We start from the raw sequence: 21,950 nt of genomic DNA on the forward strand, positions 1-21,950 counted from the left end.
GGGAGGAATTCGTTGAGAACCGCACGGGGGATGACGGCCGCGCTGCTGGCCGTCGCACTTGCCGGGATCGGCTTCGCGGCTCCGGCCGCCGCCGAACCGGCCGCGTCGGAGCCTGCCGCATCGGAGCCTGCCGCTTCCGCGCCGGCCACATCGAAGCCGGCCGCATCGGCGCCCGCTACTTCGGCGCCTGCCGGTTCCTCGCCGGCTGCGCCGGCTCCGCGGACCGAGGACTATCTGCAGCCGGACGTGCCGCGGGAGCTGGACCTCGGGCTGCTGCCGGCCACCGGTGACACCCGCTTCAAGAAGGCGAAGGCCGAGGCGGTCACCCCGGCCCGCGACGAGGACGGGCGCACTTTCGTCTATGTGGAGGGCGAATCGGCCGCCGAGGCGAGAACCGCTGTCCGGGCCGCCGGGGGAGCGGTGCTGCAGACGCGTGACGATCGGGTGCGCGCTGCCGTACCCGGAAAGAATCTGATCTCTCTGGCGCAGGCGCCCGGTGTTGCCGCGGTGCGGCAACCCGACCGTGCGTTCCCGCTCGCCGTGACCTCCGAAGGGGTGGAGGCCTCCGGTGCGGGCGGCTGGATCCGCGCCGGGAAGACCGGCGCCGGAGTGAAGGTCGGCATCGTCGACGTCGGGTTCGAGGGGCTCAGCGACGCGCGGGACGCCGGGGAACTGCCGGCGGGGGTGACCCTGCACGGCGACGACTGTCCCACCGAGAACGCCTCCAGCCACGGCACCGCGGTCGCCGAGATCGTGCACGACGTGGCGCCCGGCGCCCAGCTGTTCCTGGCCTGCGCGCCGGACTCGATGACGTTCGCCTCGGCCGCGCAGTGGCTCGCCGGTCAGGGTGTGCAGATCGTCAACTCGTCGATCGGCTTCCCGAACACCGGCCGCGGTGACGGCACCGGGCCGGCCGGCAGCCCCGCCGCGGTCGTGCAGCAGATGCGCTCGGCCGGTGTGCTCTGGGTCGGCGGTGCCGGCAACCAGGCGCAGCTGCACTGGACCGGGCCCGCCGCCGACGCGGATGCCGACGGATATGTCGAGGTCAACGGCGCGGCGGAGGGCAACGGCTTCACCATCCCGGCCGGTGGCAGCGCCACGGTCAGCCTCAAGTGGGACGCCTGGCCGGCCACCCGGCAGGATCTCGACCTCACGGTGCTGTCGGCCAACCGGCAGCCGACCGGGCCCGGTGACCCGGCGATCGTCGCGCAGTCGACGAACCCGCAGGCCGCCGCGACCGAGGCGCTGCCGCCGACCGAGCAGGTGACGATCGAGAACACCTCGGGCGGCTCGCAGACCTACTGGATCTACACGGCGGCGCGTACGCCGTACCCGGGCACCCGCACCGACCTGTTCGTGATGGGTGACGCGACCAGCCTGTCGTACCCGGTCGCCGCCGGCAGCGTCCTCGAGCCGGCGTCGTCGCCGTACGTGACGGCAGTGGGAGCGAGCCTGGTCGGCAGCGGGCGCGTCGACGACTACAGCGCGCAGGGCCCGACGGTCGACGGCCGGACCAAGCCGGACATCACCGGGCAGTCCGGTGTCAGCACGTACACCTTCGGCCCGGCGCCGACGATGGCCGGCACCTCCGCCGGGGCCGCGCACGTCACCGGCGCCGCAGCCCTGCTCACCGGTGCGAACAGCGGGCTGAGCGCCAACCAGGTCCAGGCGCTGCTGGAGGAACGCACCAACCCGGCGAAGTTCGACAACCAGTGGGGGCACGGCCTGCTCGCGCTCGGCACCCCTGACCTCACCCAGGCGCCGGCGACCAGCGGGTACACGCCGTTGCAGCTGCCGCGACGGATCATCGACACCGGCACACCGACCGGCGGGCACCAGCGGGCGTTCACCGCGGGTGAGGTCTTCACCCTGCCGATCAGCGACCTGCCCGGCGACGTCACCGCGGTCGCCGTCAACCTGACCGGCTGGTCGGCCGACCAGACCCACCTCAGCCTGTACCGCGACGTCGACTCCTCCAGCGGGATCCCGACCCTCGAGGTGGAGCCGAACGGCAAGCGGACCACCATGGCGATCGTGCCGGTGTCGGCCGCGCGGACCATCGCGATCCGCAACAACGCGGGCAGCGCGCACCTCAACATCGACCTGCTCGGTTACTTCAGCCGTGCCGGCGCCGGCAACTACACGCCGAAGGACAGTCCGCAGCGGATCCTGGACACCCGCTCTGCGGTCGGCGGGCATCCGGCGCCGTTCGGCCCGGCCGAGGCGTTCACGCTGCCGGTGCGCGGGGTGGCGGGCGTGCCGGACAACGCCACCGCGGTGCTGGTGAACCTGACCGCGGCGGAGAACAGCGCGGACACCTTCCTCGGCATCTATCCGCAGAACCAGCCGTCCGTCCTGGCCGCCCTGGAGACCTCGGCCAACGGCCGGCGCAGCAACCTGGCGCTGACCGGGATCGGCGACGACGGAGCCATCCGGGTCCGTAATCATTTCGGCCGGACCGCGGTCACCGTCGACCTGCTCGGCTGGTTCGCGCCCGGTGCCGGGGCCCGCTACGTGCCCCTCACCCGAGCCGCCAAGATCCTCGACACCCGTTCCGGGACCGGCGCGCCGCCCGGTGCGATCGGGCACGAGGGCATCGCCACCCTGTCGGTCAGCGACGTGGCCGGTGTACCGCGCGACGTCACCGCACCGGTCCTGTCGGTCGCCGGCAGTGCCGAGGGTACCGGCGGGCTGTCGTTCAGCCCGGCCGAGCGCGGTTTCTCCGGCAACGTCGATCTGCGCGGCCTGCAACCGCGACTCGCCGTTTCCGGCCTGGCTGTTCCGCGTTCCGGGCCGAGCGGCAAGATCCGCATCCGCAACACGGCCGGCGCGACCCACGTGACCGCGGCCGTCACCGGTTACTTCACCGGCGGCCCGGCCCTGGCCCAGCAGACCGGATCCTGCGCGCTCGACGCCGAACCGGGATTCACCCCGCTCCTCGACGGCCGCACCCGCACCGGCGCGGAGTGGCGGACCGCCGGAATCGGCGGAACGGCCGACTTCGCCAACTGTGAGGCCACCTCGGCGCCGAACAACACCTTCCGCTGGTACCCGGCCGAGCACCTGCCGTCGGAATACACCCTGCGACTGGACTACAAGGCCGACGTCGACACCGCCGACTCCGGGGTCGTGCTCGGCTTCAGCACGCCGGTCGACGGCGGTGTCCCGACCACCGGCGGTTACGAGGTCCAGATCAAGCCGAACGGTGCCGGGGGCACCACCACCGGCTCGATCAACGACCAGCGGCCGGCGGTCGCCCTGGCGGAGAAGCCGGTCGGGCAGTGGAACGCGATGGAGGTCCGGGTCAGCGGGAAGCGGATCACCGTGCGGCTCAACGAGGTGCTGGTCAACGACTTCGTCAGCGCCAGCACCACCGCGCTGCTCAACCCCTCTTTCATCGGTCTGCAGGGCAGCCCGGCCGGCGCGGCGGTGCGGTTCCGCAACGTCCGGGTCCGTGTCGACCAGGCGGCCGCCCGCTACGGCGCCGTCACCGTCGGCGGCCAGTGCGCCGACGTGATCAACGCGAGCCGGGCCAACGGCATCGGCCTGCAGGCGATCCCCTGCCGCGGCAACGACGCGCAGCAGTTCACCCTGCCCGGGGACGGCACGCTGCGCATCTTCGGCCGCTGCCTCGACTCGGGTGGCCCGATCCGCAGCGGCACCTGGCGCAACGTCTACACCTGGATCTGCAACGGCTCACCGGCGCAGCAGTGGGTGGCCCGCGCGGACGGTTCGCTCTACAACCCCGGGCTGAACACCTGTCTGGACTCGCCGTCCAGCGGTTCCCTGCAGCTCTACACCTTCACCTGCACCGGTGGGGCCAACCAGAAGTTCGGGCTGCCGGCCACCCGGGCCCGTTTCGGCCCGCTGCAGTCGACCGGATACAACAAGCTCTGCGTCGACGTCTACAACCAGAGCGCCGTGGCCGGCGCGCAACTGCAGGTGTTCGCCTGCCAGGCCGACGCGGGCAACCAGCAGTTCACGCTGCCCGGCGACGGCACCGTGCGGATCTACGGGTACTGCGTCGACCAGAACGGGCCGGTCCGGGTCAACACCCAGAAGTGGCTTCAGCTGGAGGTCTGCAACGGCAGTGCCGGCCAGCAGTGGGCACTGCGCAGCGGGGAGCTGCTCTACAACCCGGCGGTCGACGGCTGCGTCGACTACCCCGTCGGCGCCGGTGTCCGGCTGACCTCCGGATCCTGTCACGGTGACATCAATCAGCGGTTCGCGGTGCCTGCTCTCGGCGCGGACGGCACGCTCGGCGAACCGGCCACGGCACGGCTCGTCGGGTCGTGGGAGATGCAGGAGAACAGCGGCGCCACGACCGCCGACAGCACCGGCCGGGGGCGGACCGCGACGTTGGCCGGGGTCACGTGGACGACCGGGCACAGCGGTGCGGGTACGGCGTACACCGGCTCCGCCTCCTCCTGGGCGGCCGCCCCGACGACCGCCTTGCAGACCGACCGCTCCTACAGCATCTCGGTATGGGCGAAGGCCGGCTCGGCGGCGGGTTACCGGTCGATGGTCGCGCAGGAGACGGGCACCCGGTCACCGTTCACGCTGCTGGCCTATCCGGCCGTCACGGAGTGGCAGTTCGGCGTGACACCCACGCCCACGTCGACCGACTACACCCGGGCCAGGTCCGGCGCGGGCAGCCTGGTCGTGGACCGGTGGACGCATCTCACCGCCGTCCACGACGCCGAGGCCGGCCAGATCCGGCTGTACGTCGACGGGACGTTGAAGGGCACGGCAGCCGTACCGAAGCTGTGGGCGGGCGCCGGGTCGACAGTGTTCGGCCGCAACTGGTGGAACAGCGGCGGCGTGGACCACTTCAACGGGGTGCTCGACGACGTACGCGTCTATCAGGGTGTGCTGACCGACGCGGAGATCACCGCGCTGAGCCGCAGCTAGGAGATTCGTGCCGGGTGCGAATGGATCGCACCCGGCACGACCTGGCACTAGGCCGTCACGCCCAGCACCGCCTCGGCCGTCAGCGCCACCGATTCCAGGCGGTCGGCGATCCGCGCCGGCTGGTGGACGACGATCAGCTCGTCGGCCTGCGCCTGCTCGGCGAACGCGGTGAGGTACGAGCCCACCTCGTCCGGGGTGCCCACCGCCGTGTACGTCAGCATCGAGGCGAGCTGCCGGCCGTTCGGCGTCGTCAGGAAGGCGTCGATCTCCTCGTCGGTGTGGTCGGCCGGGCCGGTGGAACGCTGGAGCAGGCCGCGTACGAGGGTGCGCCGGGCGGTCTCGAAGCGGTGCCGCGCGGCCTCGGACGACGCGGCGGCCACCACGTTCACGCCGGCGATCACGTACGGCGACGCCAGCTGGGCCGACGGGGTGAACTCGGCGCGATAGAGCGCGACGGCCTCCCGCAGCAGGCCGGGCGAGAAGTGCGAAGCGAACGCGTACGGCAGGCCGTACGCGGCAGCCAGCCGGGCCCCGAACATCGACGAGCCGAGGATGTACAACGGCACGTTCGTTCCCGCGCCGGGCGTCGCCCGGACGCCCTCGATCCGTGATTCGCCGCTGAGGTAGCCCTGCAACTCCAGGACGTCCTGCGGGAAGGTCTCCGCCGACATCGGATCGCGGCGCATCGCCCGCATGGTGGCCTGGTCGCTTCCGGGCGCGCGGCCGAGGCCCAGGTCGATCCGGCCCGGGTGCAGCGAGGCCAGGGTGCCGAACTGTTCGGCGATCACCAGCGGCGAATGGTTGGGCAGCATGATGCCGCCCGCGCCGAGGCGGATCGTCGAGGTGTGGCCGGCGACGTGCCCGATCAGCAGGCTGGTCGCGCTGGATGCGATCCGGGCCATGTTGTGGTGCTCGGCGTACCAGACGCGCTCGTAGCCGTACCTCTCGGCGGCCCGCGCCAGGGCGACGGAGTTCGCGAAGGCCTGCGCGACGGTCTCGCCGGGGGCGATGGGCGCGAGATCCAGGATCGAGAGGCGGAGGCCGGCTGTGGAGGTGCTGGTCATAAGCGGCGCAACACGCCGCCGGCCGTGATCGTTCCCGGGGGTGCGGTTCGACACAGCCGGATCCGGACGACCGGTCGGCACACCGCTGGACGTCGACGCCTTCGGCGGCGTGGCCCGAGTCGTGATCCCCGCGCGGGCGGCCGGTGGTCAAGCCTCGACCAGGCTGCCCTCGGCGGCCAGGCGCTCGACCCGCCGCTGACCCCACGCGCCGAGTGCCCGGAGGGCCTCGTTGAGGGAGGTGCCGTCCGGGGTCAGCGAGTACTCCACCCGGGGCGGCACCTCGCGGTAGATCTCCCGGTGGATCAGCCCGTCCTCCTCCATCTCGCGCAGGTGCTGGACGAGCATCTTCTCGCTCACCCCGGGCAGGCCACGCCGCAGCTCACCGAAGCGCCGCACGCCGTAGTTGTCGAGCTCCCAGAGGATCAGCGACTTCCATTTGCCGGTCACCACGTCCATCCCGGCGTCGATGCCGCAGATGTACGGCCCACGCCTCGCGCCGACTGTCATCACACCCTCCATACTTACCCCGAGGTGAGTACCGAACTAAATGGTGGGTACTTGCTGGCCCGACTGTACTGGGAAACCCTGGTGACCGGCGCGCCGCTCATCCGTTCCTCCTAGTCAGACAAGGACCACCACTCCATGACCACATTCCTGGGTCTGGGCGCGATGGGCACAGCCCTGGCCGCGTCAATCCTGGACGCCGGCCTTCCCGCGGTCGTGTGGAACCGTGACCCGCGGCGCGCACGGCCGTTCGCCGATCGGGGCGCGGTCGTCGCCGAGACCGTCGAGAAGGCCGTCGCCGGCGACGGGCCGGTCGTCGTCTGCCTGTTCGACCACCGCTCGGTCCACGACGTCCTCGACCCGGTCGCCGCCGCCCTGACCGGCCGCGCCGTGATCAACCTGACCACGACGACGCCCGCCGAGTCGCGGGAGCTCGCCGCCTGGGCCGCCGGTCACGGCATCGCCTATGTCGACGGCGCGATCCTGGCCGTACCCGGCATGATCGGCTCCGGCGGGTCGGCGATCTTCTACAGCGGCTCGGAGGCCGTCTTCGCCGAGCACCGCGAGCTGCTCGACCGGTGGGGCGAGAGCACCTTCTTCGGCGCCGACCCCGGCCTCGCCGCGGTGTACGACATGGCGATGCTCACCGGCATGTACACGATGGTCGCCGGTTTCCTGCACGGCGCGGCGATGCTCGCCGCCGAGGGCGTCCCGGCGGCCGAGTTCGCCCGGCGGCAGGCGCCGTTCCTGGCCGCCATGACCGGCGGCTTCGCCGGGTACGCGGCGGCGGTCGACGCGGGGGACTACGCCGGCGAGGGCCAGAGCCTGCGGTTCACCGCGGCGGCCCTGGCCGCACTGCTGCGCGCCACCGCCGGCCAGGGCGTTTCCACCGGCCTTCTCCAGCCCGTGTACGACCTGGTCCGCCGGCAGATCGCCGCCGGTCACGGCGACCTCGACACCGCCCGCATCTTCGAAGAGCTGAGGACCACCCGATGAGCCACGAACCTGTCACCGTGATCGGTCTCGGCCCGATGGGCCGCGCCATGGCCGGCGCCCTGCTGCGCGGCGGCCACCCGGTCACCGTCTGGAACCGGACGCCCGGCCGGGCCGGCGACCTGATCGACGCCGGCGCCACCGTGGCCGCCACCGCGGCGGAGGCGGTGACCGCAAGCCCGCTGACCGTGCTCAGCCTCACCGACTATGCGGCGATGTACCAGATCCTGGGCGCGGACCCGGACTTCCTGACCGGCCGGGACCTCGTCAACCTCAGCTCCGACACGCCCGACGCGTCCCGCGAGGCGGCGGAATGGGCGACCGGCCGTGGCGCGCGCTTCGTCACCGGCGGCGTCATGGTGCCGGCCCCGGCGGTCGGCGGCCCCGGCGCGTACGTCTATTACAGCGGCCCCGGCGAGGTCTTCGCCGCCCGCGAACCGGCGCTGCGGCTGATCGGCGACCCGCGGTACCTCGGCGCCGATCCCGGCCTGGCCCAGTTGTTCTACCAGGCCAATCTCAACGTCTTCCTGACCGTGCTGTCCGGCCTGCTGCACTCCACCGCCATGGTGACCGCGGCCGGCGTCCCGGCGGCCGACTTCCTGCCCGGCGCCATGGCGTTGCTGGCCGACGTCCCGGCCATGGTCGGCAGCGGCGCCGAGCTGGCCGCCGAGATCACCGCCGGGAAACACCCGGGCGATCTCAGCACCGCCCTGATGATGGGTGCCACCGCCGAGCACATCCTGCGCACCAGCGACAAGGCCGGCATCGACCCGGCGCTGCCGGCAGCCGTCAAATCGCATTACGACCGGGCGATCGCCGCCGGCCACGGCACCCACGGCTGGACCGCCCTCTACGAGGTGATCAAGGCGTGAGCGCGTATTTGAATAAATAGTTTGGAAGGGCTGCACTGTAGCATCCGGAATGCGACCGGAAAGGCATTTCGCTGACAATCAAACAGTCTCTGAGCTGCGCAGATTAGTGCGTGAAGGCGATCGTAACGGGTATGGCTCTTGTCGTAGCCAACCGGAAGGAGCCATCCCATGATCGCGCAGGAGCAGATCAATTCTCTCTACGGCCGTGAGGTCCTCGACCGTGACGGCGACAAGGTCGGGAGCATCGGAGCGGTGTGGAGCGACGGTGTCGGCCGGCCGACGTGGGCGTCGGTGCGAACCGGGCTGTTCGGCATGAACGAGTCCCTGCTCCCGCTCGACGACGCGACGCTGCAGGGCGACCGGGTCGTGGTGCCGTTCGAGAAGGACGAGATCAAGGAGGCGCCCAACATCGATGCCTCGCACGACGAGCCGCTGACCACCGACGAGGTCGCCCTGCTCTATCAGCACTACGGCATGAGCTGGGACGAGAGCTACCGCACCGGCCACCGGACTTCCGGTGGAACCGCGGGTGGTACCGCGGCCGCCGCAGCAGGTACCGCCGGTGCCGGCGCGGCCACCACCGGCTCGCGTGCGGCCGCCCATGACGACGCGATGACGCGCTCGGAGGAGCGGCTGACCGTCGGCAAGGCGAACGAACAGGTCGGCCGGGCCCGGCTGCGCAAGTACGTGGTGACCGAGCACCAGCAGGTCACTGTTCCGGTCACCCACGAGGAGGTACGCCTGGAACGCGAGCCGATCACCGCCGCCAACCGCGACGCCGCCTATGCCGGGCCGGCCATCACCGAGTCTGAGCACGAGGTCACGCTGCACGCCGAGCGTGCCGTCGTGACGACCGAGACCGTTCCGGTGGAACGGGTGCGTCTGGGCAAGGAGTCCGTGACCGAGCAGCAGACCGTCGGCGCGGAGGTCCGCAAGGAACGCATCGAGGCCGACCTGCCCGACAAGGGGCGGCGCACCATCGGCTGACACCGGCGTGCCGCCCGGCCGGTCCGTTCCGGTACGCCACCGCGGTCATCCGTGACGTGCCCGACCGTGACCGGTCCTGGCGGGGCCCGAACTCCGCAGCGGCGGGGGCAGCGGGCCCGCCGGGTGGTGGCGGCCGCACTGCGGTCCGGCGGGCGGTGGCCGACAATCGCGGTATGTATGTGATCAAAGAACGGATCTTCGCCGTCGGTGACGATTTCGACGTGCTCGACGAGCACGGCACGAAGGTCTACCGGGTGGACGGCAAGGTGCTCAGTGTCCGCAACAAGGTCGTCATCGAGGACCCGTCCGGTGCGGAGGCCGCCACCGTGCACCGGCACCTGGTGGCGATGCGCCCGACCTATGAGATCCGGATCGGCGGGGAGAAGGCGGCCGAGGTCCGCAAGAACCTGTTCACGCCGTTCCGGGACAAGTTCACCATCGACGTGCCCGGCCCGGACGATCTGGAGATGAAGGGCGACCTGCTGAACCACGAGTACGTGATCGAGCGGGACGGCACGGAGGTCGCGGCGGTCTCGAAACGCTGGTTGTCGGTCCGTGACACGTACGCCGTCCGGGTCACCGCCGGCGTCGACCCACTGCTGATCATCGGCAGTGTGCTGGCCCTGGACCTGGCGCTGGAACGCGACGAGAAGAAGAACGACTGAGGCCGAAGGCCCCGTCGGCGGCCCGCCGGCTTCCGCACGGGGCCTCAGCGCTCCCGCCCTCTTCTGCGGCGACCGGTTCAGGAGGGCGGCACCAGGGCGGCGAGGGCGCGGGCCGCCCAGTCCCGGTACTGCTCGACCGTCCAGCCCCGGCCGTGGACCAGCAGTCCGTACTGCAGCGGGGACCCGAGCGTCCACAGGACGTCCCGCATGTAGGCGATCGCGTCCGGGTCGGTGACGCCGAGGCGGCCGGCCAGCGTGCCGGCCAGGTGCCCGGCGCCGGTGAGGCGTTGCGCCTCCAGGAGGCGTTCGAGTTCCGCGATCTCCGGATCCGCGTCCGCGGCGCGGTGCACGACCGTGTAGATCCCATAGGCGCGCTGCACGACCTCGGCATAGGTGTCGGCGAGCCGCTCGAAGGCCTCGGCCGCGGTGGTGGCCTGGTGGACCCGTTGCATCGACTCGCGCATGGCGAGCGGGACGTCGTCGCTGTCACCGACGATCGCGGTGTCCACGGCCTGCCTCAACAGGTTGATCTTCGAGGTGAAACCGGCGAAGACCGTCCGGCCGGACACGCCTGCCTCCGCGGCGATCTGCTGGACCGACGTGGCGGCGTATCCCTGCTCGACGAAGAGCCGCCGCGCGATCTCCAGGATCCGGTCCCGGGTCTGCCGGGCCTGCAACTGTCGGCTTCTGGCGTCATAGCGACGGCGGCCTGTCCGCGGTGCAGTCATTCGCATACTCTAGCTTGTATTCGATTCACCCCGAGTGCAGCTAAAGGAGATCACGATGCGTCTCGCCTTTCGGACCGCGGGCACCGGCCCGCCTGTCCTGCTCATCCACGGCGGCGCCGAGGACGCCACCATGATCACCGGTCAGGCCCGGGCCATCGCGGCACGCGGCCGCCGGGTGATCTGGTACGACCGCAGGGGCACGGGCGGCAGCACGCGTGCGGACTGGCCGGGCTCCGGTGCCGACCAGCACGCCGACGACGCCGCCGCGCTGCTGCGCGAGCTGGACGCGGTGCCGGCCACGGTGCTGGGGTTCAGCTCCGGCGGCGTCGTCGCCCTGGCCCTGGCCGCCCGCCACCCCGGCGTGGTCACCGAGGTCATCGCCTGGGAGCCGCCGGCCGTCCGCATGCTGCCGGACGCCGACAGGTTGCGCACGGCGTTGCACGAGCCGTACGAGCGGCACCTGAAGGACCACCCCGGAGACTGGCGCGGGGCCTATCACGTGCTGCTGCACACCCTGTCGCAGGGCCGCGCCGACCTGGACTCGCCGATCGTCAAGCAGGCCGAGGCGAACGCCGAGGCGGTGCTGCGTGACGACGGCCCGCTCATCACCGCCCGCACGTTCGGCCCCGGCGAGCTACCGGCCGGCCGCGTCGTCATCGCGCTCAGCGAGGCGCCCGACCCGCTGCACCAGGCCATCGGTGACCGTCTCGCCGAGCTGACCGGGCGAGCCCCGCTGACCGTGAAGGGCGCCGGCACGCACGAGATCTATCTGGAGAACCCCGAGGTGATCGCCGACTTCCTGCAGAACCGGGAGAGCGCGGTGTGAAGCAGGCGTCATCCGACGGTTGCGCCGACGAGCTGGCCGATGCCGAACGTGACCGCCATGGCGACGGCACCGCCGCCGACCAGCCGGGCGACGGCACGCCCGACGGGCGCCGATCCCAGCTTCGCGCTGACCGCGCCGGTGACGGCGAGGGCGACGACGACCACCGCGAACGTGACGGCTACCCGCACGTTCGCCGGCGGGGTCAGGACGGCGACCAGCGGGAGCAGGGATCCGATGGTGAAGGCGACCGCCGAGGCGCCGGCGGCATGCCACGGGTTGGTCAGGGCGTCGGGGTCGATGTGGAGTTCGGCGTCGGCGTGGGCGGCGAACGCGTCGTTGGCGGTCAGTTCCTCCGCCACCTGACGTGCGGTCTGCGGGCTGAGGCCCTTGGCCGTGTACAACGCCGCGAGTTCGTCGAGTTCCTGGTCGGGGAACTCGGCGAGCTCGGTGCGTTCCTTGCCGAGCAGGGCCCGTTCGCTGTCGCGCTGGCTGCTGACCGAGACGTACTCGCCCAGGGCCATGGAGATCGCGCCGGCCACCAGGCCGGCGACGCCGGCGGTGGCGATCGGGCCGGCGGCCGAGGTCGCCCCGGACACGCCGATGACGAGGCCGGCGGTCGAGATGATGCCGTCGTTGGCGCCGAGCACCCCGGCGCGCAGCCAGTTGAGCCGTCCCGACAGCTCGGTGGTGTGTGGTTCGCCGATATGAGTCACGGCCGTTCCGGCCTCCTTCGCATGATCCATATCGTGCCCCTGCAACGCCGATGGCGGTAGGGGGTGGAGGACCACCCGGAAACGGAGGACCTTCCGCCCTGTTCGACCGGCCCGGACCGGTGTCGTGTGGGGGAGAGGCCGGCGGCCGCCATCGCGACGACAAGCGGTTGCGGCGGCGGATCCCCTGAGGAGGCGCACCATGAGGCGTACCGAAAAGGTCGTTGAGGGGGCACATCGAGAGCACTCCGGCGCAGCCGCAGGGGTAGACATCACCATCGGTCGATGTATGGTGGGAGCGCTCCCGAATCCTGTCCGCCCTTCTACCCGAGGAGCTGAGACATGTCGCGACGGCGTCGGCGGCCGGCCACCATGCTGGCCGGTCTGCTCGTTCTGATCCTGTCCGCGCTCCTGGTGGCCTCGGTGCCGGGGGCGGACACCGCAGCGGCCGGCGCCTCCCGCCCCCGCGCGGTGCCGCTCACCGAGCTGACCGTGGTGAGCGAACAGGTGGCCACCGGTCTGCAGCGCCCGATCGCGATCACCGGGCTGCCGGACGGCCGGATGCTGATCGCGGAGAAGAACGGCACCGTCCGCGCCTACCACCCCGGCACCGGGCTGGCGGCCGACCCGGTGCTCGACCTGTCCGCCCGCATCGACACGTCGGACAACGAGCGCGGCCTGCTCGGCATCACGCCCGCGCCGAACTTCGCGCGGACCGGGATCCTCTATGTGGCCTACACGAGCCTGCCGGCCGGCGCGCTGACCCTGGCGCGGGTTCCGCTGAACGCTCCGGAGCGGCTGCAGGTGCTGCTCACCCAGGAGCACGCCGAGTACGGCAACCACAACGGCGGCCAGGTGGCGTTCGGCCGCGACGGCTACCTCTACTGGTCCCTCGGCGACGGCGGTCACAGCGGCGACCCGTTCAAGGCCGGCCAGAACCTCGGCACCCTGCTCGGCAAGATCCTGCGGATCGACGTCAACCGCGCGTGCGGCACGAAGGCCTACTGCGTGCCTTCGACCAACCCGTTCGTGCGTACGCCCGGCGCGCGGCCGGAGATCTGGCTCTACGGACTGCGCAACCCGTGGAAGTTCTCCGTGGACCCGGTCGACGGTTCACTGTGGATCGGTGACGTCGGCCAGGGCCTGGTCGAGGAGATCAACCACATCCGGCCGTGGCAGGGCGGGGCGAACCTCGGCTGGTCGTGCCGGGAGGGCACCCCGGTGTTCGACCCGCAGCAGTGCCGGGCGGGCGTGCGGTACACCGACCCGGTCTTCGAGTACGAACACTTCATGACCGACGGCTGCTCGGTGATCGGCGGTCCGGTGTACCGCGGATCCGTGACCCCTGAGGCGTGGGGGACCTACGTCGCGAGCGACTACTGCTCGACCCGCGTGTACGCCGTCCGCCCCAAGCCCGGCGGCGGCTACGAGTCCGCCGAGATCGGCTACTTCCCGACCCAGCCCACCGCGATCGGCACCGACGTGCACGGCGAGCTGTACGTGCTCAGCGACCTCCCGGGCTGGCTGAACAAGGTCCGCTTCGAGCGGGTCCCGCCGGCCTCCAGCCCCGCGACGACGAACCGCTGAACCCGGCCGCGATCACCGCCCCGAGGTGCTGCTCGTCGCGATGAGTTATCGGGCCAGCCCGGTGCGTAGTTGCCCGGCGACGTCCCGGCGCCCGTTGCTCTCGGCCAGCCTGGCCGCGGCCTCCCAGTCGTACCGCACGGCGAGGAGCTCGGCCTCCCAGCGTCCGTTCGCGTCGTCCACGATCGCGTAGCGCGCATGCGGGCTGCCCGACTCCATGACGTGCGGGTACGGCTCGTCATCGTCGTAGGCGGGCCAGCCCGCGCTGCCCGGGTTGACGATGAGCGTGCCCGTCCGGAGCCGCGCCTGGCGCTGGAGGTGGGTATGGCCGCACAGCAGGAGCGGCCAGGTCGCGTACTCCCCGAGTCTGGCCGTGATCTCCTCCTCGGTGGCCGGCCTGACGCCGTCCGGCTCGACTGTTTCGAGCAGGTATTCGAGGTCGTCGGAGGGGCTGCCGTGGAAGGCCAGCACACCGGGCGCGATCTCCGCAGTCACCGGCAGCGCGGCGAGCCAGGCGCGGTGGGCCCCGGTGAGCTGGTCGTGCGCCAGCCGGTCGGACATGGACATGCGCTCGTACGGTTTCTCGAGCAGCTGCCGTTCGTGGTTGCCGCGCACGGTGAGCTGGTCGAGTTCCATCAGCCGGTCGGCGGTCGCCGCGGGGGCCAGGCCGCCGGAGAGCAGATCGCCGAGGTTGACCACCTGGTCGGCGCCGCGGGCCTCGATGTCGGCGAGCACCGCCTCCAGGGCCAGGAGATTACCGTGCAGATCGGAGATCACGGCGATGCGCATGGCGGCAGGCTAGCGCACCGAGCCCGGTGACCCGGTCACCCGGACCCGGCTGCCGGCTTCCGCCGGTGCGGTGGGCAGCGTGAAGGTGAACCGGCTGCCCCCGCCGGGATTGTCGGTGGCGATGATGGTGCCGCCGTGGCGTTCGACGATGCGTTTGCAGATGGCCAGGCCCAGGCCGGTGCCGGCGTAACCGGCGTGGCGGTGGGCGCGATGGAAGTTGTTGAAGATCGAGTCATGCTGGCCGGCGGGAATGCCGATGCCGTTGTCCGCGATCGTGATCTCCGTCGTGTCTCCGGTGACCCGGGAGGTGATCTCCAGATGCGGGGTGACACCGGGGGCGGTGTATTTGACGGCGTTGGCGATGAGGTTGTCGACGAGTTGCCGGGTCAGAACCAGATCGGCCCGCACGTGCGGCAGCGCCTCGACGCGAAACCGGGGGACCGGGGAGCCGGCGGCGAGCGCGGCGTCGACGCGGGCACCGCTGATCTCCAGCATCAGACGGTGGAGGTCGACGTCGACGGGCGCCATGCCGGCGTCGCGGGCGGTCGTGTAGGCCAGCAGATCGTTGATCAGGAGTCGCATCCGGCTGGCGGCACGGCCGACCCGGCCCAGGTTGTCGCGTGCCTCCGTGACGGCGGGGTGGGTGGGGGCCTCGGCCAGGGTCTCGAGGGTCGCGTCGGTCCAGCCCTCGACGGTGGTCAGCGGGTTGAGCAGGTCGTGGGCGACGACACCGGCGAAGCCGGCGAGCTCGTCGCGGTGGCGGCGTTCGGCGGTGACGTCGGTGTAGAGCAGCACCACGCTGCGCTCGTCGTTGTCGTCGTCGTCGAGGGTGGTGGCTTTGACGTGCACGATCCGTGACTCGGTGGTGTCGGGGTGACGGATCAGCACGTCCATGTCGACGTGTTCGCCGCGCAGAGCACGCGCGTACGGCGAGTCGTGCGGTGCGATCGGCGTGCCGTCGAGGTGGAAGACGCCGTAGTGGCCGGTGTCGCTGACGATGTCGTCCGGGCTGAGCCGGCCGCCGAGCAGCCCGGCCGCGGCCGGGTTCCGCAACACGACGTGACCGGTGGCATCGACGACGGACAGGCCGTCGGCCATCGAGTCGATGATGGCGTGCATGAGTTCGGCGCGCTGCGAGGACTCCTGATGGGCCGCGGCCAGGGCGGCTTTCTCGGCGTTCAGGGCGGTGAGCAGCGCCTGACGCTCGTCACGTCCGAGCGCGAGGGCGAGCCCGACGACGGCGACGACGACCACGAACAGCTGGGCGATGAAGGCGCGCAGAGGCTCCGGCGCGATCGCCGCGAACGGACCGGTGCCGCCGAGGGTGAACAGCACCACGATGACGCCGACGGCGAGGTCGTGCAGGACGACGAACGGTGTCGCGAGCCGGGTGGCGGCCCACACGGTCAACGCGATGAGCGCGAAGGCGATCGGCACACCGCGGCTGTAGGCGAAACCCGCCAGGTAGGCGGCGGTGGAACAGATCGCCAGACCGGCGTACTCGGCCAGCCGTAGTCCGGTCGTACCCCGCAGTCGGATCCGAAGGTGTCTCAGCCAGCTGTGCAGTGATCCGTTCTCACCGCGGAAGACGGCGACGGCATGACCGACGCACAGGCCCACAGCGCCGATGAGCAGCATGCTGGCGGTGTTGCGGACCAGCCACACGGCCGTTGCCGCAGCCGAGTAGTGACCGGTGAACAGCCACACCGCGGACGGCCCGATGACGGCGCCGGAGGCGGTGGCCGCGAAAGCGGCGCTCAACAGGGCCCACAGATCACGAGGGCCACGCATCGGCTCACTGCCGCCGGCGCCCCACAGGTGAGGCCGCCATCGTCGCATCAGGTGCAGGAAGACCCCGGCCTGCACCAGGTTCGCCACCACGAACGCAGTCGCCAGGCCGCCACTCGCCCCGGTCGCCGTGTTCACCGACCAGGTGATCGCCGACAACGCGGCGACGTCCACCCACCGGGTACGGCAGCGCCATTGCGCGCCGAACCAGATGACCGCCACACCCGCGGCCGGCCAGACCAGGCTCAGGCTGACCTCATCCATGATCGTCAGACGGCCGGCGATCGTGGCGGCGAGGTACAGAGCGGCGAACGCCGCCGTCCGCGCCAGGGCCGCCCGCGTAGCTGTCACGAAGTCGCCCCCGGTGCTCCCGAGACGCCGTACCCGGCCGGTAGCAGCCGCCGTACCGTCCGCCGCAGCGTTTCAGCGTTGCACGGCTTCGGCAGGTACTCGCCGGGCGCCGCCGTCATCCGGCCGATGTCGGCGGCGGACCACAGCACGGTCAGGAAGATCACCGGCAGCACCGGGCCGGACCGGCGCAGCCGGGCCACGAGGTCCAGGCCGTTCATGCCCGGCAGGTCGACGTCGACCACCGCCAGATCGGGCAGACCCTCGGCGCCGACGACGTCGAGCGCCGCATCGGCGCAGTCCGCCACCACAACGTCGTGACCGTCGGCACGCAGCCATCGTGCAGTCAGCTCACGCACATCCAGTTCATCGTCGACCACCAGAACGCGGGCCACCGTGCCTCCGGCGAAAGTCGGTTACCCCAGTCCTATCGACCACACCGCCGAATCGGTGAGCAGCAACCCGCTGAACACTCAGCCGGCGCCGGCAGGCGCCGATGACAACGACGTGATCCGAAGGTACGCCCGGCGCGTGCTCGCCAGCGCCCGCGCCGAGAACACCGCCGTCGTCAGCGGCTTCACCATGGGCATGCTGTTCACGCTGGCCGGTCTCTACACCTTCGTCACCATCCTGCTGCCGACCCCGGCCGGTTTCCGGACCGGCTTCGTGTCGTTCGTGGCGGTGGCCGCCCTCGTCTGGGGGCTGGTGGCGATGGTGCTGCCCTGGCAGCGGATCCCCGGGCTGCTGCGGCTGGCGATCGCCCCCGGCGCCATGGCGCTGATCGCCGTGCACAACCTGGCAGCCGGTCAGGACGCCTTCCGGTACGGCATGTTCTTCTTCCTGGTGTTCATCTGGCTCGGCCTGTGCGAGCCGCGCGGCACGAGCCTGCGGATGCTGCCGTTCCTGCTGATCGCGTATCTCGGCCCGTTGTGGGCCGACGGCAAGTCGCCGGCGGACCTGGCCTCGATCAGCTATGCACTGCCGATCTACCTCACCGTCGGCGAGGTGCTGGCCTGGCGTACCCAGCGGATGCACCGCCTGCAGAGCCGCCTGCTGGAACTGGCCCACAACGACTCGCTCACCGGCCTGCCCAACCGGGCCTTCTTCACCGCCGCGCTGCGGGAGCACTGCGCCGGGCCGGAGCCGGTTGCCGTGATCTTCCTCGATCTGGACGGCTTCAAGCAGATCAACGACCGGTTCGGCCACGCCGCCGGTGACGACGTCCTGGTCCAGGTCGGTACGGTGCTGCGCGGCCTGGTGCGCCCCGGGCACGCCGACGTGCCGTGCCGCCTGGCCGGTGACGAGTTCGTGATGCTGCTCCCGCGCACCGACCTGGCGACCGCCCGTACCGTCGCCGATCGGTTGGAACAGCGACTGGGTGAACTGCGCGCGGCCGGCGGCGCCCCCGTCCGCGGCAGCGTCGGCGTGGCCAGCGGCATGGCGATGGACGGACGGAACCTTCTGGCCACCGCCGACGAGGCGATGTACGCGGCCAAGCAGCGAAAATCGGCCACCGGGGCTCACACCACGTAGATGATCTGCCAGCCCTGGTTCGCGCCACCGTCACAGCCGAACTGGGCGGCGACCGCGCCGGCCGCCGTGCTCGCGTCATAGATGCCCAGACAGAGCCCGCTGGCACGGTTCCTCAGCTCGAAGATGTTGGCCGTCCTGGTGACCATCAGCCAGTCCTGGTTGAAGGCGCCACTGCCGTTCGCCAGGATGGCCTTCGCGCCGGGCAGTGTGTTGCCGCGGTTGATACCCAGGTTCAAGCCCGACTTGACGTGCATGAAACTGCGGTACTGGCCGTCGACGACCTCCTGCCATTCCTGGTAGCCGTTGGTGTTGCGCGGGTGCTGCGAGACGTCGACGCCGTTGCTGATGCTGCCCGAGTTCTGCAGGTAGAGCTTGGACTTGTAGTTCCTGAGCCGGAAGGACGTCGCCAGGGACCGGACCGCGCCCTCCGGCACGGCCTCTCCTCGGCCGGCCACCGCCGATCCCACCCGCGCGGCAGCGGGGCTCGCCGGCAGCGCGGCTCCCATCGCGACCAGCAGCAGCATGGCGGTTGTCGCTCGTTTCCACATGCTCGGCACACCTTCCCCCGTCGAGACGCCTGCACCCCGGACGCGCCGCGATCCGATCGACCGCCAAGTCGCCAGGCCGTCGGGGCGCAGGTCAAGGACCAATCGGATTTCACCGTACGCACCCTCGCCGGCATCGCCGCATGTCGATGTTGGGCCATGCAGAACGGGCATGTTCGGGCATCCACGCCACCGGTTCTTCACCGAGCACCTCGACATTCCCGGCACGTGGCGCGCCGCCCCCGAGGATCTGATGGCGCATCAGCAGGATCTCCTCGACGAACGAGATCTTCACCCATATCGACTACGCGGTACGCGTGTGGCCGGCCGGCGATGCCGGGCCGTTCGATCCGCGTCTCTTCGAGGAGGGGTTCCGCAACGCGCTGCGGGCGATCGCCGCCGGCGGGCGCGCTCTCGAGATGAACACGCGACGCCTGTGGTCGTGGCTGCCCCAGTGGTGGGCCGAGGAGGGTGGCACCGCCGTCAGTTCCGGGAGCGACGCGCACACACCCGACGCGATCGCAGCGAACTTCCCCGAGGCGACGGCGATGCTCGAGCATTACGGCTTCCGTCCCGGTCGACGCCGGCCTCGTTGTGGACCCGATAGCGGCGGGGCCCCGGGAGGTGTCAGCGGCCGGTACGGGTGAGCGTGGCGGTGCGCCCGGCGTCCCATCCCTGTGGTGGCGCGATCCGCGCCCACGCGGCGGTGGGCGCGGCGCCGAAGGTGTGGCCGTGGCCGGCGGGCACGTTTTGGCGAACGCCATATCCGCCGAGACCTGCCAGAACGTCACGAACGGGTACCACCGCACCGCGGGCAGCACGTCGGCGCCGCGCGGTTCGGTCAGCCAGTCCGGGCGGCTCACCATCAATGGCTGTCTCGCAACCTGTTTCCGCAGCTAGCGCCAACATTGGGCTGCCGAGGCCCCTCGCCGTTCGTATCACCCTCACAGTGATGCCGATCCGAACGGCATCGCGGAGGTGACCCCTCCGAGACCCGGTGCGCGGATCTAGCTGCAGGCGACGACCGGATCGGCTCTCGGCCAACGCTCGACGTTGTCTCCCGCCCGCAGGTATACCGCGTCTGGATCCGACGACGACAGCCAAAGCTCTAGTTCGCCGTGGCGGTATCCGGTGTCCCGGGCGCCATCCGGCAGGTCGACGGCGATAGCCAACTTGTCGCGAGTCCCATAACCAATGACGCCGTCCGGGTCACGGATGAACTGGCGGATCGCGGCGCTCGACGAAGAGACGGTGCCCAGCGGCCACCGGAGGTGCATGACCACCGCGCTCTGCCAATCGCAGTGGTCCGGACCAGCGATGCTGTTCAACTCCCGTCCGTCGACCGGACGGCCTCCCTTGGTCCACGTCGGGCCCGGATAGCGCACCGGAGGGGAGAAGTATTCCGCGACCGACCCCCGCGACGAGGACGTGTCGTCACGTTCGCCTACAGCGGGTACGTGCTGGCGGACCTCGGGCTGACCCATGCGGTCATCGGAACAGGCAGCAAGCAGCAGCAGCACCAGACTCAACCCGGCAACCAGGAGACGACTCATGGTCCTGTGACGGACCCCAGGCGGTACCGGTTCCAACTTGCCTTACCTGACCATCCTGTTCTGCCGCGATCCGCGCGTCTCGGGTGGCGAGCTGATCAGGCGGCGATGAGCTTGGGTAGGGCAGCCGGGTGTCGCGGCTGACGGTCTCGGCGGCCTTCACGCTCCGGGAGTCCATGATGGCGGTGACCGGCCACGGGCACCGGCCGGCGTCGAGGCGGATGCGGCGGCGCAGCTGGTCGCGGAGGTACTCGAGTACGCCCGCTTCGGCCCAGCGGGCGAAGAACCCGTAGACCGTCTTTCAGGGCGGAAAGTCCGAGGGCAGGGCTCGCCACTTGCAGCCGTTGTCGACCAGGTAGCGGATCGCGTCCACGATCTCGCCGCGCGGGTGCGCCTCCGGATGGCCACCCGATGGGGTCGTGCTGGCCGGCGCCGGGAGCAGCGGTTCGAGGAGCTTCCACTCGGCGTCGGTGGTGTCCGACGGATAGCGCCGCCGCCGGGGCAGAGCCGTGATCGTGGCGTAGGCGCTCAGCTCGGTCGCGGTTACCAGCTGCCGGGTGGTCAGCCCGGCCGGGCGGGCTTCCATCGACGCGACCCGGACCAGATCACCGGCGACATTCGCGGGCACCCGTCCCATAACCCGGGCCTACTCGCCGGAAAGGAGGGCTGCCTGCCGCCGAGCGTGACGGCCGGGCACGGAAGCCGCCTCATCCTCTCCGGCTGAGATTCGCCGCCGTGCCCGGCGTCATCGCACGATCACGCGGGCGGTGCCGTCAGTTCCGCGTGCCGGACGGTGACGTCGCCCTTGACCACCGTGCCGAATGCCGCCGTGGAGAGGCAGGTGCCGATCCTGGACGGGCCCCACTCGCCGGCCTCGTTCTGGTCCAGGCTGGCGTCCCAGGTGAACCCGACCCGGTCCCGGCCGCGGCCGCCGTCCTGCACGCTGAATCCGACCCGCTTGCCGAGCAGATCCTTCGCGTACTCGTCGGCGCGGGTGACGATGCCGGTGACGGTCGCGTGACCGGGACTGGTCATCAGGCAGTCGACCGCCGCCTCCCACCGCACGGTGATGTTCAATTCGGGCGACCGGTGCACGACCCGTACCGTGCCGGTGGCATCCGCCGGCGAACCCTTCTCCCCGCCCTCGATCGGCAGCGGCCGGCTCCACGGCACCGACCGGGCGTCGAAGGCGAACGAGCGCACGTCGTTGTCTGCGCCGAACGGCAGGACGAACTCGGCCGAGCCGGTCACCCGCGCCGGCCCGCGGTCGGTCGCCCCGGCCGGCGCCCCCGCCGCCACGACCAGTGCGGCCGCCGCCGCCATGCCCCAAACCACTCTGCCACGCATGATGTGTCTCCTCGATCCGGCCGCGGTGCCGCGGCCTCTGTGCCCTCCACAGTGGTCGAGAACGTGCCGGGATCGATCCCTCCCGAGGGGGAGGTGGATCCCTCGCATGCGGGAAAGCCCACCCGCCCAAGAACTCCTGACTCAATCGGGTGCATCGGCATGACTTGATCTTTGGTCGGGCCGTTGTCGATGACATGAGGAAGCGC

Annotated in this window: 19 protein-coding genes and 2 pseudogenes; 8 read left to right on the forward strand and 13 right to left on the reverse strand. The window is 71.1% G+C overall.

Annotation, left to right across the window (positions count from 1 at the left end):
- Positions 1 to 12: 12 nt before the first annotated feature.
- Entirely contained in the window at positions 13 to 4,911 is a 4,899-nt protein-coding gene (locus AC0NH5_RS36555) for a ricin-type beta-trefoil lectin domain protein (protein ID WP_474411825.1), read from the forward strand.
- Positions 4,912 to 4,958: 47 nt separating this feature from the next.
- Here the strand turns inward: AC0NH5_RS36555 and AC0NH5_RS36560 are convergent, their stop codons facing one another.
- Both AC0NH5_RS36560 and AC0NH5_RS36565 read right to left on the reverse strand, forming a co-directional pair.
- On the reverse strand, positions 4,959 to 5,975 hold the full coding sequence (locus AC0NH5_RS36560) for an LLM class flavin-dependent oxidoreductase (RefSeq protein ID WP_474411827.1): 1,017 nt from the start codon (positions 5,973 to 5,975) through the stop codon (positions 4,959 to 4,961).
- A 147-nt stretch (positions 5,976 to 6,122) separates the two neighbouring features.
- Complete coding sequence (locus tag AC0NH5_RS36565; RefSeq protein ID WP_474411829.1) at positions 6,123 to 6,482, reverse strand: winged helix-turn-helix transcriptional regulator; 360 nt, start codon at positions 6,480 to 6,482, stop codon at positions 6,123 to 6,125.
- A 135-nt stretch (positions 6,483 to 6,617) separates the two neighbouring features.
- On the opposite strand from AC0NH5_RS36565, the gene AC0NH5_RS36570 reads away from it, so the two are divergent.
- From AC0NH5_RS36570 to AC0NH5_RS36585, 4 genes are all read left to right on the forward strand, one after another.
- Positions 6,618 to 7,475 carry an NAD(P)-dependent oxidoreductase gene (locus AC0NH5_RS36570; protein ID WP_474411831.1) on the forward strand — a complete coding sequence of 286 codons (858 nt, stop codon included), beginning with the start codon at positions 6,618 to 6,620 and terminating at the stop codon, positions 7,473 to 7,475.
- Complete coding sequence (locus AC0NH5_RS36575; protein WP_474411833.1) at positions 7,472 to 8,344, forward strand: NAD(P)-dependent oxidoreductase; 873 nt, start codon at positions 7,472 to 7,474, stop codon at positions 8,342 to 8,344. Before AC0NH5_RS36570 ends, AC0NH5_RS36575 begins: the two co-directional genes overlap by 4 nt.
- A gap of 168 nt (positions 8,345 to 8,512) precedes the next feature.
- Positions 8,513 to 9,331, forward strand: a complete 819-nt coding sequence (locus AC0NH5_RS36580) for a DUF2382 domain-containing protein (protein ID WP_474411835.1) — start codon at positions 8,513 to 8,515, stop codon at positions 9,329 to 9,331.
- Positions 9,332 to 9,504: 173 nt separating this feature from the next.
- The gene (locus tag AC0NH5_RS36585) at positions 9,505 to 9,996 is read left to right on the forward strand and encodes an LURP-one-related/scramblase family protein (protein WP_474411837.1); all 492 of its coding nucleotides are present in this window, start codon (positions 9,505 to 9,507) and stop codon (positions 9,994 to 9,996) included.
- 77 nt (positions 9,997 to 10,073) lie between these two features.
- On the opposite strand, the gene AC0NH5_RS36590 is transcribed toward AC0NH5_RS36585, so the two are convergent.
- On the reverse strand, positions 10,074 to 10,724 hold the full coding sequence (locus tag AC0NH5_RS36590; protein ID WP_474411839.1) for a TetR/AcrR family transcriptional regulator: 651 nt from the start codon (positions 10,722 to 10,724) through the stop codon (positions 10,074 to 10,076).
- A 55-nt stretch (positions 10,725 to 10,779) separates the two neighbouring features.
- On the opposite strand from AC0NH5_RS36590, the gene AC0NH5_RS36595 reads away from it, so the two are divergent.
- Positions 10,780 to 11,550, forward strand: a complete 771-nt coding sequence (locus tag AC0NH5_RS36595) for an alpha/beta fold hydrolase (RefSeq protein WP_474411841.1) — start codon at positions 10,780 to 10,782, stop codon at positions 11,548 to 11,550.
- Between the two features lie 8 nt (positions 11,551 to 11,558).
- On the opposite strand, the gene AC0NH5_RS36600 is transcribed toward AC0NH5_RS36595, so the two are convergent.
- Positions 11,559 to 12,263, reverse strand: a complete 705-nt coding sequence (locus tag AC0NH5_RS36600) for a VIT1/CCC1 transporter family protein (RefSeq protein ID WP_474411843.1) — start codon at positions 12,261 to 12,263, stop codon at positions 11,559 to 11,561.
- A gap of 339 nt (positions 12,264 to 12,602) precedes the next feature.
- Between AC0NH5_RS36600 and AC0NH5_RS36605 the strand changes: the two genes are divergently transcribed.
- Positions 12,603 to 13,847 carry a PQQ-dependent sugar dehydrogenase gene (locus AC0NH5_RS36605; protein ID WP_474411844.1) on the forward strand — a complete coding sequence of 415 codons (1,245 nt, stop codon included), beginning with the start codon at positions 12,603 to 12,605 and terminating at the stop codon, positions 13,845 to 13,847.
- 45 nt (positions 13,848 to 13,892) lie between these two features.
- Here AC0NH5_RS36605 and AC0NH5_RS36610 read toward each other — a convergent pair whose 3' ends face one another.
- From AC0NH5_RS36610 to AC0NH5_RS36620, 3 genes are read right to left on the reverse strand one after another with little or no spacing between them, the layout of a single operon-like run.
- The gene (locus tag AC0NH5_RS36610) at positions 13,893 to 14,633 is read right to left on the reverse strand and encodes a metallophosphoesterase family protein (RefSeq protein ID WP_474411846.1); all 741 of its coding nucleotides are present in this window, start codon (positions 14,631 to 14,633) and stop codon (positions 13,893 to 13,895) included.
- Between the two features lie 9 nt (positions 14,634 to 14,642).
- Positions 14,643 to 16,772, reverse strand: a complete 2,130-nt coding sequence (locus tag AC0NH5_RS36615) for an ATP-binding protein (protein WP_474411848.1) — start codon at positions 16,770 to 16,772, stop codon at positions 14,643 to 14,645.
- Positions 16,769 to 17,164, reverse strand: a complete 396-nt coding sequence (locus tag AC0NH5_RS36620; protein WP_474411850.1) for a response regulator — start codon at positions 17,162 to 17,164, stop codon at positions 16,769 to 16,771. Before AC0NH5_RS36620 ends, AC0NH5_RS36615 begins: the two co-directional genes overlap by 4 nt.
- A 55-nt stretch (positions 17,165 to 17,219) precedes the next feature.
- Between AC0NH5_RS36620 and AC0NH5_RS36625 the strand changes: the two genes are divergently transcribed.
- Positions 17,220 to 18,302 (forward strand): GGDEF domain-containing protein, encoded by a 1,083-nt coding sequence (locus tag AC0NH5_RS36625; protein WP_474411852.1) that lies wholly within the window; start codon positions 17,220 to 17,222, stop codon positions 18,300 to 18,302.
- On the opposite strand, the gene AC0NH5_RS36630 is transcribed toward AC0NH5_RS36625, so the two are convergent.
- The 6 genes and pseudogenes from AC0NH5_RS36630 to AC0NH5_RS36655 form a co-directional block, all read right to left on the reverse strand.
- Complete coding sequence (locus AC0NH5_RS36630) at positions 18,290 to 18,850, reverse strand: RICIN domain-containing protein (protein ID WP_474411854.1); 561 nt, start codon at positions 18,848 to 18,850, stop codon at positions 18,290 to 18,292. The genes AC0NH5_RS36625 and AC0NH5_RS36630 overlap by 13 nt on opposite strands.
- A 109-nt stretch (positions 18,851 to 18,959) precedes the next feature.
- Positions 18,960 to 19,142: a hypothetical protein gene (locus AC0NH5_RS36635; protein WP_474411863.1), complete on the reverse strand. Its 183-nt coding sequence runs from the start codon at positions 19,140 to 19,142 to the stop codon at positions 18,960 to 18,962.
- A gap of 454 nt (positions 19,143 to 19,596) precedes the next feature.
- Positions 19,597 to 19,713 (reverse strand): annotated as a pseudogene (locus tag AC0NH5_RS36640) (alpha/beta-hydrolase family protein); the annotation flags it as partial.
- 141 nt (positions 19,714 to 19,854) lie between these two features.
- Positions 19,855 to 20,367, reverse strand: coding sequence for a hypothetical protein (locus AC0NH5_RS36645; protein ID WP_474411857.1), 513 nt, complete (start codon positions 20,365 to 20,367; stop codon positions 19,855 to 19,857).
- Between the two features lie 157 nt (positions 20,368 to 20,524).
- Positions 20,525 to 20,902 (reverse strand): annotated as a pseudogene (locus tag AC0NH5_RS36650) (transposase); the annotation flags it as partial.
- Positions 20,903 to 21,153: 251 nt separating this feature from the next.
- The gene (locus tag AC0NH5_RS36655; protein ID WP_474411859.1) at positions 21,154 to 21,744 is read right to left on the reverse strand and encodes a hypothetical protein; all 591 of its coding nucleotides are present in this window, start codon (positions 21,742 to 21,744) and stop codon (positions 21,154 to 21,156) included.
- Between the last annotated feature and the right edge of the window lie 206 nt (positions 21,745 to 21,950).

The sequence above is a fragment of the Actinoplanes sp. 13 genome (genome assembly GCF_056134165.1).

What these genes read in the sequence shown, in the direction of transcription:
- AC0NH5_RS36605 (WP_474411844.1), top strand. Translation starts at nt 12,603, where the DNA reads ATGTCGCGACGGCGTCGGCGGCCGGCCACCATGCTGGCCGGTCTGCTC.
- AC0NH5_RS36630 (WP_474411854.1), bottom strand. Translation starts at nt 18,850, where the DNA reads ATGTGGAAACGAGCGACAACCGCCATGCTGCTGCTGGTCGCGATGGGA.
- AC0NH5_RS36575 (WP_474411833.1), top strand. Translation starts at nt 7,472, where the DNA reads ATGAGCCACGAACCTGTCACCGTGATCGGTCTCGGCCCGATGGGCCGC.
- AC0NH5_RS36655 (WP_474411859.1), bottom strand. Translation starts at nt 21,744, where the DNA reads ATGCGTGGCAGAGTGGTTTGGGGCATGGCGGCGGCGGCCGCACTGGTC.
- AC0NH5_RS36590 (WP_474411839.1), bottom strand. Translation starts at nt 10,724, where the DNA reads ATGACTGCACCGCGGACAGGCCGCCGTCGCTATGACGCCAGAAGCCGA.
- AC0NH5_RS36560 (WP_474411827.1), bottom strand. Translation starts at nt 5,975, where the DNA reads ATGACCAGCACCTCCACAGCCGGCCTCCGCCTCTCGATCCTGGATCTC.
- AC0NH5_RS36565 (WP_474411829.1), bottom strand. Translation starts at nt 6,482, where the DNA reads ATGACAGTCGGCGCGAGGCGTGGGCCGTACATCTGCGGCATCGACGCC.
- AC0NH5_RS36570 (WP_474411831.1), top strand. Translation starts at nt 6,618, where the DNA reads ATGACCACATTCCTGGGTCTGGGCGCGATGGGCACAGCCCTGGCCGCG.
- AC0NH5_RS36610 (WP_474411846.1), bottom strand. Translation starts at nt 14,633, where the DNA reads ATGCGCATCGCCGTGATCTCCGATCTGCACGGTAATCTCCTGGCCCTG.
- AC0NH5_RS36595 (WP_474411841.1), top strand. Translation starts at nt 10,780, where the DNA reads ATGCGTCTCGCCTTTCGGACCGCGGGCACCGGCCCGCCTGTCCTGCTC.
- AC0NH5_RS36580 (WP_474411835.1), top strand. Translation starts at nt 8,513, where the DNA reads ATGATCGCGCAGGAGCAGATCAATTCTCTCTACGGCCGTGAGGTCCTC.
- AC0NH5_RS36585 (WP_474411837.1), top strand. Translation starts at nt 9,505, where the DNA reads ATGTATGTGATCAAAGAACGGATCTTCGCCGTCGGTGACGATTTCGAC.